The sequence below is a fragment of the Variovorax sp. Root473 genome (genome assembly GCF_001426505.1).
Taxonomy (GTDB): domain Bacteria; phylum Pseudomonadota; class Gammaproteobacteria; order Burkholderiales; family Burkholderiaceae_C; genus Variovorax.
Genome location: NZ_LMEV01000017.1, coordinates 1,389,290 through 1,406,898, shown reverse-complemented (window position 1 = coordinate 1,406,898; position 17,609 = coordinate 1,389,290). Strand labels below are relative to the sequence as shown.

Below are 17,609 nucleotides of genomic sequence, written 5' to 3'. Positions count from 1 at the left end.
CGGACAATCCGGGCATGAGCTTGTTAGCCGAAGACACCCCGGTCGCCGACCTGGGCCTGCGCTGGAAGCCCGGCTTCTCGACGCTGGGCCCCGCCTTTTTCACCGAATTGCGCCCCACGCCGCTGCCCGACCCGTACTGGGTCGGCCACAGCGACGCCGTGGCCCGCGAGCTGGGCCTGCCGCCCGGATGGCACGAGTCGGACACCACGCTCGCCGCGCTCACCGGCAGCCTGCCAGTCGCCGGCACGCGGCCCCTTGCCACCGTGTACAGCGGCCACCAGTTCGGCGTCTGGGCCGGGCAACTGGGCGACGGCCGCGCGATCCTGCTCGGCGAGACCGAGAGCGGGCTCGAGGTGCAGCTCAAGGGCGCGGGGCGCACGCCCTACTCGCGCGGCGGCGACGGCCGCGCCGTGCTGCGCTCGAGCATCCGCGAGTTCCTGTGCAGCGAAGCCATGCACGGCCTGGGCATTCCGACCACGCGCGCGCTGTGCGTGACCGGCTCCGATGCGCCCATCTATCGCGAGACTCCCGAGAGCGCCGCCGTCGTGGCCCGCGTGGCGCCCAGCTTCATCCGCTTCGGCCACTTCGAGCACTTCGCCGCGAACCAGCGCGAAGACGAGCTGCGTGCGCTGGCCGACTACGTCATCGACCGCTACTACCCCGAGTGCCGCGCCACCGCGCGTTTCAACGGCAATGCCTACGCCGCCTTCCTCGAGGCCGTGAGCGAACGCACCGCCGCCCTGCTCGCCCAGTGGCAGGCCGTGGGCTTCTGCCACGGGGTGATGAACACCGACAACATGAGCATCCTCGGGCTCACCATCGACTACGGGCCGTTCCAGTTCCTCGATGGCTTCGACCCGCGCCACATCTGCAACCACAGCGACACCCAGGGCCGCTACGCCTTCAACCAGCAGCCCAACGTCGCCTACTGGAACCTGTTCTGCCTGGCGCAGGCGCTGCTGCCGCTGATCGGCGACCAGGACATCGCCGTGGCCGCGCTGGAGTCGTACAAGACCGTGTTCCCCAACGCCTTCGAAGACCGCATGCGCGCCAAGCTGGGCCTGACCACGCCCGCCGAGGGCGACCGCGCGCTCATCGAAGGTGTGCTCAAGCTCATGGCCGCCGAGAAGATCGACCACACGATCTTCTGGCGCCGCCTGTCGAACCACATGGCCGACGGCAACGTCGAGCCGGTGCGCGACTTGTTCCTCGACCGGGCCGGCTTCGATGCCTGGATGCTCTCTTTTTCAGAGCGGCATGCACCATTGCCACGCGCCGCAGCGGCAGAATTGATGCTGCGGACGAACCCCAAGTTCGTGCTGCGCAACCACCTGGGCCAGCAGGCCATCGAAGCCAGTCAGCAAAAGGACCACGCGGGTGTGGCAACCTTGCTGACGCTGCTCCAAACCCCATGTGAAGAACACCCCGGTGCCGACGACTACGCCGGCTTCCCGCCCGACTGGGCCTCCACGATCGAAATCAGCTGCTCATCATGACCACGCCCGTACAGAAAACCGACGCCGAATGGAAAGCCCTGCTCGCTGAAAAGGGCGCCGAACCCGCCGCCTTCGAGGTGACGCGCCACGCCGCCACCGAACGCCCCTTCACCGGCAAGTACGAAGCCCACTGGGACGACGGCACCTACCACTGCATCTGCTGCGGCGCCAAGCTGTTCGAAGCCGCCACCAAGTTCGACGCCGGCTGCGGCTGGCCCAGCTTCTCCGAAGAGGCCGTGCCCGGCGCCATCCGCAACATCGTCGATCGTTCGCACGGCATGGTGCGCACCGAGAACGTGTGCGCCAATTGCGGCGCCCACCTGGGCCACGTGTTCCCCGACGGCCCCACCGAAACCGGCCTGCGCTACTGCATGAACTCGGCGTCGCTCGACTTCCACAAGAAATGAAACTGCTCCTCGACTTCTTCCCGATCCTGCTGTTCTTCGGCGCCTACAAGTTCGCCGACATCTACACCGCCACCGGCGTGCTGATGGCCGCTACCGTGGTGCAGATGGCCGTCATCTACGCCATGGAACGCAAGCTGCAGGCGATGCAGAAGGCCACGCTGGTGCTGATCCTGCTGTTCGGCACGCTCACGCTGGTGCTGCACGACGACCGCTTCATCAAGTGGAAGCCCACGGCGCTGTACGGCGCCATGGCGATCGCACTGGCGGTGGCCCTGTGGGCGCTGAAGAAGAACTTCCTGAAGATGCTGCTGGGCGCGCAACTCGAGCTGCCCGAGCGCATCTGGGGCCGGCTCAACGTGGCGTGGATCGGCTATTGCCTGTTCATGGCGCTCATCAACGGCTACGTGGCGGCGTACTTCACGACCGAGGCCTGGGTCAACTTCAAGCTCTGGGGCTACGTGTTCCCGATCGTCTTCCTGGTGGCGCAGGGCCTGTACATCGCGCCGCACCTCAAGGAAGACAAGCCGACCGCATGACCACCACCACCATCCCCCTGCCCACCGTGGCCGCGCTCGAGGCGGCGCTGCGCGCATCGCTTTCGCCCACGCAGCTCGAAGTGATCGACGAAAGCGCCGCCCACGCTGGCCATGCGGGCGCCAATGCCGAGGGCTATGGCACGCATTTCCGGGTGCGCATCGCGTCCCCGCTGTTCGACGGAAAGCCCCGCGTGGCGCGGCATCGGCTTGTGTATGATGCCCTCCAAGTTTTTATCGCACAGGGTCTGCACGCCATCGCCATCGAGGTGCTCTGAGTCGTCCAATCGGTTGCTTGCCGCGTTCGCCGCGGCCGCCCACCCTTCCTCCCTTTCCTCCTGATTCCTGCTTTCTTTCCCGCGCCTTTTCCTACACGCGCATTTCCTCTCCAGCCTGATATTCATTTCATGAAAAAACACATCTTGCAGGCCGTTGCGGCCGCAGCGCTGATCGGTGCACTTCCCCTGTCGGCCGTGGCGCAGAACGCAGCCATCGTCAACGGCAAGCCGGTGCCCAAAGCCCGCATGGACGTCCTGGCCCAGCAGCTGGCTGCCGCCGGCCGTCCGGTGACGCCCGAGATGCAAGGCCAGCTGCGCGAGGAAATCGTGGCGCGCGAAGTGTTCATGCAGGAAGCTCAGAAACAAGGCCTCGACGCCACCGAGGACTACAAGAACCAGCTCGAGCTCGCCCGCCAGGCCATCCTGATCCGCGCGCTGTTCGAGAACTACCGCAAGACCAACGCCGTGTCCGACGCCGACGTGAAGGCCGAGTACGACAAATTCGTGGCAGCCAACGGCGGCAAGGAATTCAAGGCCCGTCACATCCTGGTCGAGACCGAAGACCAGGCCAAGAAGATCATGGCCGACCTGAAGAAGGGCGCCAAGTTCGAAGACATCGCCAAGAAGCAGAGCAAGGACCCGGGTTCGGGCGCCAACGGCGGCGACCTCGACTGGGCCAACCCGGCGAGCTTCGTGCCCGAGTTCTCGGAAGCGATGATCAAGCTCAAGAAGGGCGAGACCACCCCGGCCCCGATCAAGACCCAGTTTGGTTATCACATCATTCGCGTCGACGACATCCGTCAGGCCCAATTGCCGAAGGTTGAAGAAGTGAAGCCGCAGATCACGCAGCAGCTGCAGCAGCAGCGCCTGCAGAAGTACCAGGAAGAGCTGCGCGCCAAGGCCAAGGTGGAGTAAGCGCCGTCGGCATTCCCGTTCAAAGCGACCTGTGGGTCGCTTTTTGCTTTCTTGTCCGCCCCCTCTTGAACATTGCCAGGAGCCAGCCCATGCCCATCCCCGCGTTACGCAGCCTTGCCCTTGTGCTTTGGGTCGGCCTGATCGGCAGTGCGAGTGCGCAGCCGTCGCGATGGGTTCCGCTCGATGGCGTCCGCTTCGGCTCCGAGGTGACCGGCATCCAGGTCGACCAGCGCGGCCTGATGGAGATCGCGAACCACAACCGGGACGACGATCGCCCCTACCCCGCGGCGCTGGTGCTGGTCGACTTCGCCCAGGAGCGCGATGCAGGCCTGCTCGGCGGCTACCGCTCCATGGTCCTGACGGTCGCCATCGATTGCGCGAAGCGCCGCGCCCAGGACGTGCAGACGCGCCTGTACGCGCAGGCGGGCGGCGTCGAGCGCACGTCGATCATGGGCACGCTGGCCCTGTGGAGCTGGGAGCCCGACCGCCCCACGGACCGTAACCTGTCGCGCGCCCTCTTCGCGCGCTTCTGCAAGCCTTAGCCGACCCAGCGGCGCGCATTGCGCCAGATCTGCATCCACGGGCTCAAGGCGCTCTTGTCGCCCGACGTCCAGCTCATCTGAATGTTGCGGAACACGCGCTCGGGGTGCGGCATCACCGCGGTGAAGCGGCCGTGCGGCGTGGTCACCGAGGTCAGGCCGCCCGCGCTGCCGTTCGGGTTGAACGGGTACTGCTCGGTCGGCTGGCCGTGGTTGTCCACGAAGCGCATCGCGCCGATGGCCTTGGCCGCGTCGCCGCGGTGCTTGAAGTTGGCATAGCCCTCGCCGTGCGCCACCGCGATCGGCAGGCGGCTGCCGGCCATGCCCGCGAAGAAGATGCTGGGCGACTCGAGCACCTCGACCATCGACAGGCGCGCCTCGAAGCGCTCGCTCTGGTTGGTGGTGAACCGCGGCCAGGCTTCGGCGCCCGGAATGATGTCCGCCAGCTCGGCGAACATCTGGCAGCCGTTGCACACGCCCAGGCCGAAGGTGTCTTCGCGGCCGAAGAAGGTCTTGAACTGCTCGGCCAGCTTCGGGTTGAAGGTGATGCTGCGCGCCCAGCCGATGCCCGCGCCCAGCGTGTCGCCGTAGCTGAAGCCGCCGCAGGCGACCACGCCCTTGAACGCGGCCAGGTCCGCCCTGCCCGTCTGCAGGTCGGTCATGTGGACGTCGAAGGCTTCGAAGCCGGCTTCGGTGAAGGCATAGGCCATCTCGACGTGCGAGTTGACGCCCTGCTCGCGCAGGATCGCGACCTTGGGGCGCGACTGCAGGAGGGCCGGCGCTGCGGGCTGTGCGTTCGGCAGGAACACGTGCATGCCCGGGTCGTTCGGCACGCCGGCCGCGGCGTGCTCGGCGTCGGCGCAGGCCGGGTTGTCGCGCTCGCGGGCGATCTTCCAGCTGACCGAATCCCACACCTGGTGCAGGTCGTGCAGGCTGGCGCTGAACACCGACTTGGCATCGCGCCAGACTTCGAGCTTGCCCTTGCCGGCGTCCATGGTGGAACTGGCGGGCCGCGTCTTGCCGACGAAATGGCTGTGCGTGCTGAGGCCGTGGGCGCGCAGCACCTGCATGACGTCGTTGCGCTCGGCCGTGCGCACCTGAAGCACCATGCCCAGCTCTTCGTTGAACAGCGCCTTGAGCGTGAGCTCTTCGCGGCGCGCGCTGACCTGCTGCGCCCAGTTCTTGGCGTCACCGGTTTCCATGCGGCTGTCGGAAATGCCATCGCCTTCGGTGACGAGCATGTCGACATTCAACGCCACGCCGACGTGGCCAGCGAAGGCCATTTCGCAGGCGGTGGCGAACAGGCCGCCATCGCTGCGGTCGTGCATGGCGAGGATCTTGCCGTCGGCGCGCAGCGCGTTGACGGCGTTGACCAGCGCGACCAGTTGCGCCGGATCGTCGAGGTCGGGCACGGTGTCGCCGCTCTGGTCGAGCGTCTGCGACAGGATGCTGCCGGCCATGCGGTGCTGGCCACGGCCGAGGTCGATGAGCACGAGCGTGGTGTCGTCCTCCGTGGCATCGAGCTGCGGCGTGAGCGTGCCCCGCACGTCAGCCAGCGAGGCGAAGGCGGTGACGATCAGGCTCACGGGCGAGGTGACCTTCCTGGCTTCGCCGTTGTCCTTCCACTGCGTACGCATCGACAGCGAATCCTTGCCGACCGGAATCGACACGCCCAGCGCCGGACACAGTTCCAGGCCGACGGCCTTGACGGTTTCGTACAGCGCGGCGTCTTCGCCGGGCTCGCCACAGGCGGCCATCCAGTTGGCCGACAGCTTGACGCGCGAGAGTTCGATCGGCGCGGCCAGCAGGTTGGTGATGGCCTCGGCCACGGCCATGCGACCCGAGGCCGGCGCGTCGAGCGCGGCCAGCGGTGTGCGCTCGCCCATGCTCATGGCTTCGCCGGCGAAGCCCTTGTAGTCGGCCAGCGTCACGGCGCAATCGGCCACCGGCACCTGCCACGGGCCGACCATCTGGTCGCGATGCGTCAGGCCGCCCACGCTGCGGTCGCCGATGGTGATGAGGAAGCGCTTGGAGGCCACGGTCGGGTGCGACAGCACGTCGATGGCGGCCTTCTGCAGGTCGACGCCCGTGAGATCGAGCGGCTTGAAGCTGCGCGCGACGGTCGTCACGTCGCGGTGCATCTTGGGCGGCTTGCCGAGCAGCACGTCCATGGGCATGTCGACCGGCTGCACGGCGGCGCCTTCGTCGGCGACCAGCAGCTGGCGCTCTTCGGTCGCCACGCCGACCACCGAGAACGGGCAACGCTCGCGCTCGCAGAAGGCCTTGAACTGTTCGAGCGACTCCGGCGCTATGGCCAGCACGTAGCGCTCCTGGCTCTCGTTGCACCAGATTTCCTTGGGCGCCATGCCCGACTCTTCGAGTGGCACCGCGCGCAGGTCGAAGCGCGCGCCACGGCCGGCATCGTTGGTCAGTTCGGGGAAGGCATTGCTCAGGCCGCCGGCGCCCACGTCGTGGATCGCCAGGATCGGGTTGGCCGCGCCCTGCTGCCAGCAATGGTTGATGACCTCTTGCGCACGGCGCTCGATTTCGGGGTTGCCACGCTGCACGGAGTCGAAGTCGAGTTCGGCCGCGTTGGCGCCCGTGGCCATCGAGCTGGCGGCGCTGCCGCCCATGCCGATGCGCATGCCGGGGCCGCCGAGCTGGATCAGCAGCGAGCCGGCCGGGAACTGGATCTTCTTGGTCTGCGTGGCGTCGATGCTGCCCAGGCCGCCCGCGATCATGATGGGCTTGTGATAGCCGCGTTGCACCGTGTCGAGGTCGCTGGTCACCGCCTGCTCGTATTCGCGGAAGTAGCCCAGCAGGTTGGGACGGCCGAATTCGTTGTTGAACGCGGCGCCGCCCAGCGGGCCCTCGGTCATGATCTGCAGCGGGCTGGCGATGTGCTCGGGCTTGCCGTAGTGGCCCTCTTCGGGCCAGAGCTTGGAGACGGTGAAGCCGGTCAGGCCCGCCTTTGGCTTGGAGCCGCGGCCGGTGGCACCTTCGTCGCGGATCTCGCCGCCCGCGCCGGTCGAGGCGCCGGGGAACGGGGAAATGGCCGTCGGGTGGTTGTGGGTCTCGACCTTCATCAGCACATGGCTCAGGGCGCTATCTTTTTGATAGCTCTGCGAGCCTTCGACGGGAATGAAGCGCTCGATGGTCGCGCCTTCCATCACCGAGGCGTTATCGGCATAGGCGATCACCGTGTGCTGCGGGTTCTGCTTCTCGGTGTGGCGGATCATCGAGAACAGGCTCTGCGGCTGGGCCACGCCGTCGATGGTGAAGTTGGCGTTGAAGATCTTGTGGCGGCAGTGCTCGCTGTTGGCCTGCGCGAACATCATCAGCTCGACATCGCTGGGGTTGCGGCCCAGGCGGGTGAAGGCTTCGACGAGGTAGTCGATTTCGTCTTCCGCCAGCGCCAGGCCGAAACCGGTGTTGGCCGCCACCAGGGCGTCGCGGCCGCCCGTTTGCACATCGACCTGCGCCATCGGCTGGGCCGGCAGTTCGCTGAACAGGCTGGCCGCCTGCTCGACCGCGGCGAGCACCGATTCGGTCATGCGGTCGTGCAGCGGGCCGGCCACGGCGGCCAGCGCATCGCCCTCGAGCACGGGGGCCTTGCCAATCAGCGGCGCCTTGAGCTTCAGGTGGTACTGGGTGACGCGCTCCACGCGGCGCAGCGCCAGGCCGCAGTTGTGGGCGATATCGGTGGCCTTGGAGGCCCAGGGCGACACGGTGCCCAGGCGGGGCGTGACGACCACCGAGGCGCTCGCCTTGGCCGCCGGGGCCTCGAAGGGCTCGCCGTAGGTCAGGAGCGCGGCAAAGCGCTCGCGGTCGGCGTTGCCCAGCGACGCATCGGTGACCACCAGGTGCACGAAACGGGCCGAGATGCCCTCGATGCGTGGCTCGATGGCCTGCAGCTTCGGCAGCAATTGCCGTGCACGGAAGTCGCTGAGTGCGCTGCCGCCCTCGAACAGGGTTACGACAGGAAGGGCTTGAGGTGCGGGCTGCGTCACGGTCGATGGGGGCCTGGGGGCCGCGTTGGGAATCAAGGAATCTGGGCGGAGGGCCGCTGACTGGGGTCATCCGCGTTAACCCGGAATTTTAGCTTGCCGAATGGGATAATTCGGGGCATGAGCATTACCTACAAAGACGCCGCAGGCATCGAAGCCATGCGGGTCGCCTGCCGCCTCGGCTCCGAGGTGCTGGACTACCTCACGCCCTTCATCAAGCCCGGCATCACGACCAACGACGTGGACCGGCTGGCCGCCGAATACATGGTCAAGCAGGGCACGACCTCGGCCACGGTGGGCTACATGGGTGCCAGCAGCGTGCCGTTCCCGAAGTCGCTGTGCACCTCGGTGAACCACGTGGTGTGCCACGGCATCCCCAATGACAAGCCCCTGAAGAAGGGCGACATCATGAACGTCGACGTCACCGTCATCAAGGACGGCTGGTTCGGCGACAACAGCCGCATGTTCGTGATCGGCGACGCCTCCATCGCCGCCAAGCGCCTGTGCAGCATCACCTACGAAGCCATGTGGCACGGCATCCTGCAGGTGCGCCCAGGCGCCCACCTGGGCGACGTGGGCCACGCGATCCAGAAGTTCGCCGAAGGCCAGGGCTTCTCGGTCGTGCGCGAGTTCTGCGGCCACGGCGTGGGCCAGCGCTTCCATGAGGAACCCCAGGTGCTGCACTACGGCCGCCCGGGCACGCTGGAAGAGCTCAAGCCCGGCATGATCTTCACGATCGAGCCGATGATCAACGCCGGCAAGCGCGACGTGAAGGAAGACTTCAAGGGCGGCCAGTACGACGGCTGGACCATCGTCACGCGCGACCATTCGCTGTCGGCCCAGTGGGAGCACACGGTGCTCGTCACCGAAACCGGCTACGAGGTGCTGACGCTCTCCGAAGGCAGCCCGCCGCTGCCGTCCTTCGTCACCTCGACCAAAACCTGACGCGCCGAAGCGCGCCCCCGCCGTGATCGAAGCAGCCAAGATCGACGTGGCGACGCTGCGCGAAGCCTATCGCGCGAAAAAGCTCGCCCTTTTCGACACCCTGCGCTTCGCACGCGCGCCCACCCGCAGCGTCCACACGGTGCTGCGCCAGCTCTCGGCGCTGGCCGACCAGACGCTGGCCGCGCTGTGGAACGAAGCCGGCTTCGGCGACGCCTTCGCGCTGGCCGCGGTCGGCGGCTTCGGGCGCGGCGAACTGTTCCCCTACTCCGACGTCGACGTGCTGCTGCTGCTGCCACCCGACGGCCAGGACAGCGGCATCGACCCGGCGCGCATCGAGGCCTTCATCGGCCAGTGCTGGGACGCCGGCCTGGAAATCGGCTCGAGCGTGCGCACGCTCGACGAGTGCCTGGACGAGGCTGCCAAGGACATCACGGTCCAGACCTCGCTGCTCGAATCGCGCCTCATCACCGGCGACAAGAAGCTCTTTGCGTCCTTCCGCCGCCAGTTCACGCAGGCCATCGACCCGCAGGCCTTCTTCGTGGCCAAGTCGCAGGAAATGCGGCATCGCCACCAGAAACTCGACAACACGCCCTACGCGCTCGAACCCAACTGCAAGGAATCGCCGGGCGGCCTGCGCGACCTGCAGACCATCCTCTGGATGAGCAAGGCCGCCGGCTTCGGCAGCCGCTGGGACGACCTGGCGAAAAACGGCCTGGCCACGCCCTTCGAGGCGCAGCAGATCAAGCGCAACGAGGCCCTGCTCTCGCTCATTCGCGCCCGCCTGCACGTGATCGCCAACCGGCGCGAAGACCGGCTGGTGTTCGACCTGCAGACGGCCGTGGCCGCGAGCTTCGGCTACGAGAGCGAATCGCAGCGCAAGTCGAGCGAGGCGCTGATGCGCCGCTACTACTGGGCGGCCAAGGCGGTGTCGCAGCTCAACCAGATCCTGCTGCTCAACATTTCCGAGCGGCTGCAGCCCGTGGCGGAGGAGCCGACGCCGATCAACGAGCGCTTCTACGAGCGCGCCGGCCTCATCGAGATTGCCAGCGACGACCTGTACGAGCGCGAGCCGCATGCCGTGCTCGAGACCTTCCTGCTGTACCAGAAGACCATCGGCGTGAAGGGCCTGTCGGCGCGCACGCTGCGCGCGCTGTACAACGCGCGCCACGTCATGGACAGCAAGTTCCGCAACGACCCGGTCAACCACGTGACCTTCATGCGGATCCTGCAGCAGCCCTACGGCATCACGCATGCGTTCCGGCTCATGAACCAGACCTCGGTGCTGGGGCGCTACCTGCGTGTGTTCCGCAGCATCGTGGGGCAGATGCAGCACGACCTGTTCCATGTGTACACGGTCGACCAGCACATCCTGATGGTGCTGCGCAACGTGCGACGCTTCTTCATCGCCGAACACGCGCATGAATACACGGGCTGCTCGCAGCTCGCAGCGGGCTGGGACAAGCCCTGGATTCTGTACGTCGCCGCCCTCTTCCACGACATCGCCAAGGGCCGCGGCGGCGACCACTCCACGCTCGGCGCGCGCGACGTGCAGCGCTTCTGCAAGCAGCATGGCATCGCAAAGGAAGACGCCAAGCTCATCGAGTTCCTCGTGGCCGAGCACCTGGTGATGAGCCAGGTCGCGCAGAAGCAGGACCTGGGCGACCCCGAGGTCATCGGCGCTTTTGCCAGGCGCGTGGGCAACGAGCGCTACCTCACGGCGCTGTACCTGCTGACGGTGGCCGACATCCGCGGCACCTCGCCGCGCGTGTGGAATGCCTGGAAGGGCAAGCTGCTCGAGGACCTGTACCGCTTCACGCTGCGCGCCCTCGGCGGTCGCATGCCCGACCCGGATGCCGAGGTCGAAGCCCGCAAGCGCGAGGCCCTGGTGCTGCTGGCCCTGCACGCCCAGCGTTTCGAGGCGCACAAGGCGCTGTGGGACACGCTGGACGTCGGCTACTTCATGCGCCACGACGCCACCGAGATCGCCTGGCACGCCAAGCAGCTCTCTCGCTTCGTGCCGCCGAAGAACGTGCCCATCGACCCGAAGGCGCCGCCCATCGTGCGCGCGCACCTGTCGCCGGTGGGCGAAGGGCTGCAGGTGGTGGTCTACACGCCCGACCAGTCCGACCTGTTCGCGCGCATCTGCGGCTACTTCGATCAGTCGTCGTTCAGCATCCTGGACGCCAAGGTCCACACCACGAGCAACGGTTACGCGCTCGACACCTTCCAGGTGGTCACGACCTTCCAGCCCGATCACTACCGCGACCTGATCAGCATGGTCGAGACGGGCCTGGCGCAAACGCTCACCGAGGCCGGCGCCCTGCCCGCGCCGAGCATGGGACGCGTGTCACGCCGGGTGCGCAGTTTTCCGATCAAGCCGCGCATCAGCCTCGTGCCCGACGACAAGGCGCAGCGCTGGCTCCTCAGCATCTCCGCCAGCGACCGCGCGGGGCTGTTGTATTCGGTGGCGCGCGTGCTGGCGCGGCATCACCTGAACCTTCAACTGGCGAAGGTGACGACGCTGGGCGAACGGGTGGAAGACACCTTCCTGATCAGCGGGCCGGAACTGCAGGGCCAGAAGACGCAGCTGGCCATCGAGACCGAGCTGATGGCGGCGCTGGCCTCGCAGTGAGGACGTTGCTCTGAGCCTGCGGGTCGCTGCAGCTCAGCCGCAGTACGCGCCGAGGATGCGGCCCGTGGGATCGACCTGTGCGTTGAGGCGCGTCGCGTCCTGGGCCGGGTCGGCCGGCGCCGTGGCCGGCACGGTGCGCGCGGTTTTCGCGCCGGCGCGCTGGCGCATTTCTTCGAGCAACGGACGCGTCGCCTGCATGCCGAGCGCAAAGCGCACTTCCGGGGCCTGGCAACTTTCGGGCGGGGGCGCGAAGCTCGGCGGTGCCGGCACTTCGGAAGTGAGCGGCCGGTCCTTGGGCGGGGCCTCGCAGCCCGCGAGCACCGCAGCCAGGGCCGCAGCCGTCAGAAGAAACCCGTGCCGGCCAAATGTCATGCGCATCTTGTCTTGCTCCTTGAAACCAGCCTGAAGCTTAGCCGCCTGCGGCGGCCTGCTCATGACCCCTGTCGCATGGCACCCCCCTTTCGACTTTTGGCTTGTACGGCCCAGGGCGGGTCCGCGCACCGCGCTCACATTGAAACGGTTGTAAGCGAAGTGCTGCCAACGGGCGCGCGAGCGGCGAGCCCAAGCTGCCCATGGCGTATGCTGAAAGCCCGTGCACGGCATCGCCGGCACGCTCCTTTCATCACCCGCTTTCGACATGAGCACTTCTTCCCATCCCCTCGCGGGCCAGCCGGCCCCGTCTGACTTGCTGGTGGACGCGCCGCGCCTCGTCTCGGCCTACTACACCGGGCGCCCCGACCCGGCGGTGCCGAGCCAGCGCGTGGCCTTCGGCACCTCGGGCCACCGCGGCTCCTCGTTCGACGATGCCTTCAACGAATGGCACGTGCTGGCGATCAGCCAGGCCATCTGCGACTACCGCAAGCACAAGGGCATCGACGGTCCGCTGTTCCTGGGCATCGACACGCACGCGCTGTCCACGCCCGCCTTTGCCAGCGCGGTCGAGGTGCTGGCGGCCAACGGCGTCGAGCTGATGCTGTCGAAGGACGACGAGTACACGCCCACGCCGGCCGTGTCGCATGCCATCCTGGTCTACAACCGCGGCCGCACCAGCGGCCTGGCCGACGGCATCGTGATCACGCCTTCGCACAACCCGCCCGAAAGCGGCGGCTTCAAGTACAACCCGCCGAACGGCGGACCGGCGGGCACCGACATCACCTCCGCCGTCGAAGCGGCTGCCAACAAGATGCTGGCGAACCAGCTCGAAGGCGTGAAGCGCATGCCGCTCGCACGGGCGCTGAAGGCCTCCACCACGCATCGCCACGACTACCTGAACACCTACGTCGAAGACCTGGCGCAGGTGCTCGACATGGACGCGATCCGCGGCGGCACCATCGACCTGGGCGTCGATCCGCTCGGCGGTGCCGGCGTGCACTACTGGCCGGCCATTGCCGCGCGCTACAAGCTCAAGCGCCTGAACGTGCTGAGCCAGGCGGTCGACCCGACCTTCCGCTTCATGTCGCTCGACTGGGACGGCCGCATCCGCATGGACCCCTCGTCGCCCGACGCGATGCACGGGCTGGTCGCGCTGAAGGACCGCTTCGGCATCGCCTTCGCCTGCGACACCGACCACGACCGCCACGGCGTGGTCACGCGCAGCGCGGGCCTCCTGCAGCCGAACAACTACCTCGCGGTGATGATCGACTACCTCTTCACGCACCGCCCGCACTGGCCGGCGCAGGCGGCCGTCGGCAAGACAGCGGTCAGCAGCCGCATGATCGACCGCGTGGCCGCGCAGCTGGGCCGCCCGCTGTACGAGGTGCCCGTGGGCTTCAAGTGGTTCGTCGACGGGCTGGTCGACGGCTCGCTGGGCTTTGGCGGCGAGGAAAGCGCGGGCGCGACCTTCCTGCGCCACGACGGCAATGCGTGGACCACCGACAAGGACGGCATCGTGCCCGCCCTGCTCTCGGCCGAGATCGCCGCGCGCACCGGGCGCGACCCCGGCGAACGCTTCAACGAACTCGCGCAGGCGCTGGGTCGCCCCGTGTCGGACCGCGTCGACGCACCGGCGACGCCCGAGCAGAAGAAGCGCCTGTCCGCGCTGTCGCCACAGCAGATCACCTCGACCACCCTCGCGGGCGAGAAGATCGAGAACGTGCTGAGCCACGCCCCGGGCAACGGCGCGGCCATCGGCGGCGTGAAGGTCGTCACCGAGAACGGCTGGTTCGCCGCGCGGCCTTCGGGCACGGAGAACATCTACAAGATCTACGGCGAGAGCTTCCTCGGCGACGACCACCTCGCGCGCATCCTCGGCGAGGCGCAGCAGGTGGTCGACAAGGCGCTGTCGGCGAGCTGACGCGAGGCAACGGCGCATGGACACGCTCGTGCTGCGGCTGCAATCGGGCGACGACCTGCGCGCGGCGCTCGATGCCGTGCTGAAGCAGGACGGCATCGGCGACGCGGCCTTCGTGGTCTCGGGCATCGGCAGCCTGCGCGGCGCACGCATCCGTTTCGCGGGCGCTGACGAAGCAACGCGGATCGACGGAGATCTTGAAATCCTCACGCTCGCCGGCACGCTGTCGCCTGATGGCTCGCACCTGCATCTCAGCGTGTCGGATGCGACGGGGCGCGTGTCGGGCGGCCACGCCGCGCCCGGCTGCGTGGTGCGCACCACGGCCGAGGTCCTCGTCGCGGTGCTGCCCGAATGGCGTTTCTCGCGCGAGCCCGATGCGCAGACCGGCTACGCCGAACTGGCGCCCAGGCGCCGCTCCAGCCAGACGCTGTAGCGCGACAGCCCGAAGCACAGCAGCCAATAGACGACCGCCACGAACAGGTAGCCCTCGAGGTAGAACGGCCGCCAGACCGGGTCGCCGCCCAGCGCCAGCCCGAGCGCCCCGGTCAGTTCGAACAGGCCGACCACGGTGACCAGCGAGGTGTCCTTCAGCGTGCCGACCACGCTGTTGGTCAGCGCGGGCACCACGAGGCGCAGCGCCTGCGGCAGCACGATGTCGCGCTGCACCGGCCAGCGGCCGAAGCCCAGCGCCATCGCCACCTCGGTCTGCCCGCGCGGCACGGCCTGCAGGCCGCCACGGATGATCTCCGCCAGATAGGCCGCAACGAACAGCGTGAGCCCCATCAGCACGCGCACCAGCACGTCGGGCTGCCAGCCCGCGGGCCACAGGAGCGGCAGCAGGAACGAGGCCATGAACAGCACCGAGATCAGCGGCACGCCGCGCACCAGCTCGATATAGCTCGCGCTCAAAGTGCGCACAACGGGCCATTCCGACCGACGTCCCAGTGCAAGCAGCAACGCCAGCGGAAAGGCCAGCGCCAGTCCGACCACCGCCAGCCCGATGGTGAGCGGCAGCCCGCCCCAGCGGCTGGTCGGCACCGTGCTCAATCCCGCCACGCCGCCGTGCATCAGCCCGACGAACAGCAGCAGCGCTGCCAGCCACAACGGCGCCAGCCACCAGCGCCAGCTGCGCGGCCAGGCGCTGAGCACGGTCACTGCGGACAACACGACCACCGCGATGGCCGGACGCCACTGCTCCTCATAGGGAAAGCGACCGAACAGCATCGGCCGCCACTTCTCGGCCACCACGCCCCAGCAGGCGCCGTGCTGCGCGGCACGGCAGGCATCCGCGTCGGGGCGGAACACCGCGTGCACCACGCCCCACTCGAACGCGTGGAAGCCGGCCCACGCGAGCAACCCCAGCAGCAGCACCGTGGCCAGCGCGCGCAGCGGCGAACCCCACAGCTCGCTGCGCCATGCAATGGGGCCTTGCGCGACGCGCCTCATCGCCAGCCTCGCAGCGCGACGCGCGCGTTGTAGCGGTTCATGCCGAAGGAGATCACGAGCGACAGCAGCAGGTACACCGCCATGATGATCGCGATGCATTCGAAGGCGCGTCCGTTCGAGCCGATGGTGGTGTTCGCCACCGACACCAGTTCCGGATAGCCCACGGCCACGGCGAGCGACGAATTCTTGGTGAGGCTCAGCAGCTGGTTGGTGAGCGAGGGCACGATCACGCGCAGCGCCTGCGGCAGGATCACGATGCGCAACTGCTGCACCGGCGACAGCCCCAGCGCCTCGCCCGCCAGCACCTGCCCCTGCGACACCGAGAGGATGCCGGCGCGCACGATCTCGGCGACGAAGGCCGCCGAGTACAGCGACAGCCCGGCGACGATGGTCACGTACTCCGGGCTGAGTGCGGCGCCGCCGCTCACGCCGAAATCACCGCGCTCGGGCCATTCGAAATGCGTGGGCCACCCACCGCCCTCGCCCGCCACGGGCCAGGGCACGCTGAGCCCGCCCTTGCTGAGCCACACGCCCGGCAACAGGTGCACGGGCTCGGTCGGGTCGGGCAGCAGGTTGGCCATCGCGAAGGCCAGCATCAGCAGCTGCACCAGCAGCGGCACGTTGCGCAGCAGTTCCACGTAGGCGGTGCAGATGCCGCGCACCAGCACGTGCGGCGCGAGGCGGCCGATGCCGATCAACGTGCCGAGCACCACCGCGAAGATGGCCGCCGGCACGGCTGCACGCACGGTGTTGATCAGGCCCGCAAGGAACGCGCGCCACGAGGGCTGGCTGGCATCGAAATCGAGCCAGCCTTCGCTGATCGAAAAGCCCGCGGGCTCGGTGAGGAAGTCGAAGCCCGAGCGCACGCCGCGTGCGCGCAGCACTTCGAGCGCATGGTTCCCCACCCAGACGGCGCCGGCCACGACGGCCAGCACCAGCAGGGCCTGCACGAGCCAGGCCAGCCAGGCGCCGCGGCGCGAGGCCTGGCGACTCATCGAACGGGTGGTGCGTAGATCAGGCCGCCCTTGCTCCACAGATTGTTGGAGCCGCGCGGCAGCTTGAGCACCGACTTCGGTCCGACGTTGCGCTCGAACATCTCGCCGTAGTTGCCCACGGCCTTGATGGCGCGGTACGACCAGTCCTTGTCGAGACCGAGCAGCTTGCCGAGGTCTTCACCGGCGCCGAGCAGGCGCTGCTGCGCCGGGTCCTTGCTGCCGGCCTTGAGCTGCTCGGCATTGGCTTGGGTGATGCCGAATTCCTCTGCCTCGATGAGCGCGTTGGGTACCCACTTGGCAATGGCGAACCATTCGTCGTCGCCGCGGCGCACCAGCGGCGCCAGCGGCTCCTTGGAGATCAGCTCGGGCAGGATGGTGTAGTCGTCGGGGTTCTGCGCTTCCTTGTTGCGCAGGCCCGCCAGCGCCGAGGCGTCGGTGGTGAAGGCCTGGCAGCGGCCCGAGAAGAAGGCCTTGAACGAGGCCTCGAAGCTCTCGAAGACGACGGTCTTCACCGGGATGTTCTGCGCGCGGAAGTAGTCGGAGACGTTCTTCTCGTTGGTGGTGCCCGACTGCGTGCAGATGGTGGCGTTCTTCAGCTGCTTGGCACTGGTCACCTTGAGCTTCTTGGGCACCAGGAAGCCCTGGCCGTCGTAGTAGGTGATGGTGGTGAAGTTGAAGCCCAGCGACGCGTCGCGCGTGAGCGTCCAGGTGGTGTTGCGCGCGAGGATGTCGATCTCGCCGGCCTGCAGGGCCGAGAAGCGCTGCTGCGAATTGAGCGGCACGAAGTCGACCTTCTTCGGATCGCCCAGCACGGCCGCGGCAATGGCGCGGCAGGTATCGACGTCCAGGCCCGACCAGTTGCCCTGTGTGTCGGGGGCCGAGAAACCGGCCACGCCGTTGGTCACGCCGCACTTGACGGTGCCGCGCTGCTTGACCGCGTCGAGCGTCTTGCCGGCAAAGGCCGGGGCCGCGGCGGCCAGCGCGAGAACGCAGGCGGCGGCCAGAAATGCCGGGCGCAGTCGGGTGGTTGGGTTGTTTGGTTTTTTCATGATCGGTCGGTGCTCCTCAACAGTAGGCGAAAGGCAGTGTACGGGGCGACGCGGACCGACGACAAAGAACCCCGCGT

The 17,609-nt window shown here is 67.9% G+C and carries 15 protein-coding genes; 10 read left to right on the top strand and 5 right to left on the bottom strand.

Translation table 11 applies throughout. The features are described from left to right. Positions 1 to 14 precede the first annotated feature (14 nt). The 6 genes from ASD34_RS19945 to ASD34_RS19920 all read left to right on the top strand — a co-directional run bounded on the left by ASD34_RS19945 (position 15) and on the right by ASD34_RS19920 (position 4,171). Complete coding sequence (locus ASD34_RS19945; RefSeq protein WP_056580801.1) at positions 15 to 1,496, top strand: protein adenylyltransferase SelO; 1,482 nt, start codon at positions 15 to 17, stop codon at positions 1,494 to 1,496. Continuing rightward, on the top strand, positions 1,493 to 1,903 hold the full coding sequence (msrB, locus tag ASD34_RS19940) for a peptide-methionine (R)-S-oxide reductase MsrB (protein ID WP_056580797.1): 411 nt from the start codon (positions 1,493 to 1,495) through the stop codon (positions 1,901 to 1,903). Before ASD34_RS19945 ends, msrB begins: the two co-directional genes overlap by 4 nt. Further along, a complete protein-coding gene (locus ASD34_RS19935) occupies positions 1,900 to 2,439 on the top strand; it encodes a septation protein A (RefSeq protein ID WP_056580794.1) in 540 nt (179 codons plus the stop codon). Before msrB ends, ASD34_RS19935 begins: the two co-directional genes overlap by 4 nt. After that, a complete protein-coding gene (locus tag ASD34_RS19930; RefSeq protein WP_056580792.1) occupies positions 2,436 to 2,714 on the top strand; it encodes a BolA family protein in 279 nt (92 codons plus the stop codon). The genes ASD34_RS19935 and ASD34_RS19930 overlap by 4 nt, the downstream gene beginning before the upstream one ends. Before the next feature lie 129 nt (positions 2,715 to 2,843). Next, positions 2,844 to 3,629, top strand: coding sequence for a peptidylprolyl isomerase (locus ASD34_RS19925; RefSeq protein ID WP_056580785.1), 786 nt, complete (start codon positions 2,844 to 2,846; stop codon positions 3,627 to 3,629). A gap of 89 nt (positions 3,630 to 3,718) precedes the next feature. Next, positions 3,719 to 4,171, top strand: a complete 453-nt coding sequence (locus tag ASD34_RS19920; RefSeq protein ID WP_056580782.1) for a hypothetical protein — start codon at positions 3,719 to 3,721, stop codon at positions 4,169 to 4,171. Here the strand turns inward: ASD34_RS19920 and purL are convergent. Continuing rightward, positions 4,168 to 8,178 carry a phosphoribosylformylglycinamidine synthase gene (gene purL / locus ASD34_RS19915; RefSeq protein WP_056580779.1) on the bottom strand — a complete coding sequence of 1,337 codons (4,011 nt, stop codon included), beginning with the start codon at positions 8,176 to 8,178 and terminating at the stop codon, positions 4,168 to 4,170. The genes ASD34_RS19920 and purL overlap by 4 nt on opposite strands. A gap of 117 nt (positions 8,179 to 8,295) precedes the next feature. Between purL and map the strand changes: the two genes are divergently transcribed. Together map and ASD34_RS19905 are read left to right on the top strand one after the other, a co-directional pair. Beyond that, positions 8,296 to 9,120, top strand: coding sequence for a type I methionyl aminopeptidase (map, locus tag ASD34_RS19910; protein WP_056580776.1), 825 nt, complete (start codon positions 8,296 to 8,298; stop codon positions 9,118 to 9,120). A gap of 22 nt (positions 9,121 to 9,142) precedes the next feature. After that, positions 9,143 to 11,752, top strand: a complete 2,610-nt coding sequence (locus ASD34_RS19905; protein WP_056580773.1) for a [protein-PII] uridylyltransferase — start codon at positions 9,143 to 9,145, stop codon at positions 11,750 to 11,752. Between the two features lie 33 nt (positions 11,753 to 11,785). On the opposite strand, the gene ASD34_RS19900 is transcribed toward ASD34_RS19905, so the two are convergent. Next, entirely contained in the window at positions 11,786 to 12,130 is a 345-nt protein-coding gene (locus tag ASD34_RS19900) for a hypothetical protein (protein ID WP_056580768.1), read from the bottom strand. 259 nt (positions 12,131 to 12,389) lie between these two features. On the opposite strand from ASD34_RS19900, the gene pgm reads away from it, so the two are divergent. Both pgm and ASD34_RS19890 read left to right on the top strand, forming a co-directional pair. Next, positions 12,390 to 14,045, top strand: coding sequence for a phosphoglucomutase (alpha-D-glucose-1,6-bisphosphate-dependent) (pgm, locus tag ASD34_RS19895; RefSeq protein ID WP_056582552.1), 1,656 nt, complete (start codon positions 12,390 to 12,392; stop codon positions 14,043 to 14,045). Between the two features lie 16 nt (positions 14,046 to 14,061). Then, positions 14,062 to 14,475, top strand: coding sequence for a PPC domain-containing DNA-binding protein (locus ASD34_RS19890; protein ID WP_056580765.1), 414 nt, complete (start codon positions 14,062 to 14,064; stop codon positions 14,473 to 14,475). On the opposite strand, the gene ASD34_RS19885 is transcribed toward ASD34_RS19890, so the two are convergent. Genes ASD34_RS19885 through ASD34_RS19875 form a run of 3 tightly spaced genes read right to left on the bottom strand, consistent with a single transcriptional unit; the run spans position 14,430 to position 17,532 of the window. Then, positions 14,430 to 15,488, bottom strand: coding sequence for an amino acid ABC transporter permease (locus ASD34_RS19885; protein WP_056580762.1), 1,059 nt, complete (start codon positions 15,486 to 15,488; stop codon positions 14,430 to 14,432). The genes ASD34_RS19890 and ASD34_RS19885 overlap by 46 nt on opposite strands. After that, positions 15,485 to 16,483 (bottom strand): amino acid ABC transporter permease, encoded by a 999-nt coding sequence (locus ASD34_RS19880; RefSeq protein ID WP_056580759.1) that lies wholly within the window; start codon positions 16,481 to 16,483, stop codon positions 15,485 to 15,487. The genes ASD34_RS19885 and ASD34_RS19880 overlap by 4 nt, the downstream gene beginning before the upstream one ends. Next, positions 16,480 to 17,532 (bottom strand): amino acid ABC transporter substrate-binding protein, encoded by a 1,053-nt coding sequence (locus ASD34_RS19875; RefSeq protein ID WP_056580756.1) that lies wholly within the window; start codon positions 17,530 to 17,532, stop codon positions 16,480 to 16,482. Before ASD34_RS19875 ends, ASD34_RS19880 begins: the two co-directional genes overlap by 4 nt. Positions 17,533 to 17,609 lie beyond the last annotated feature (77 nt).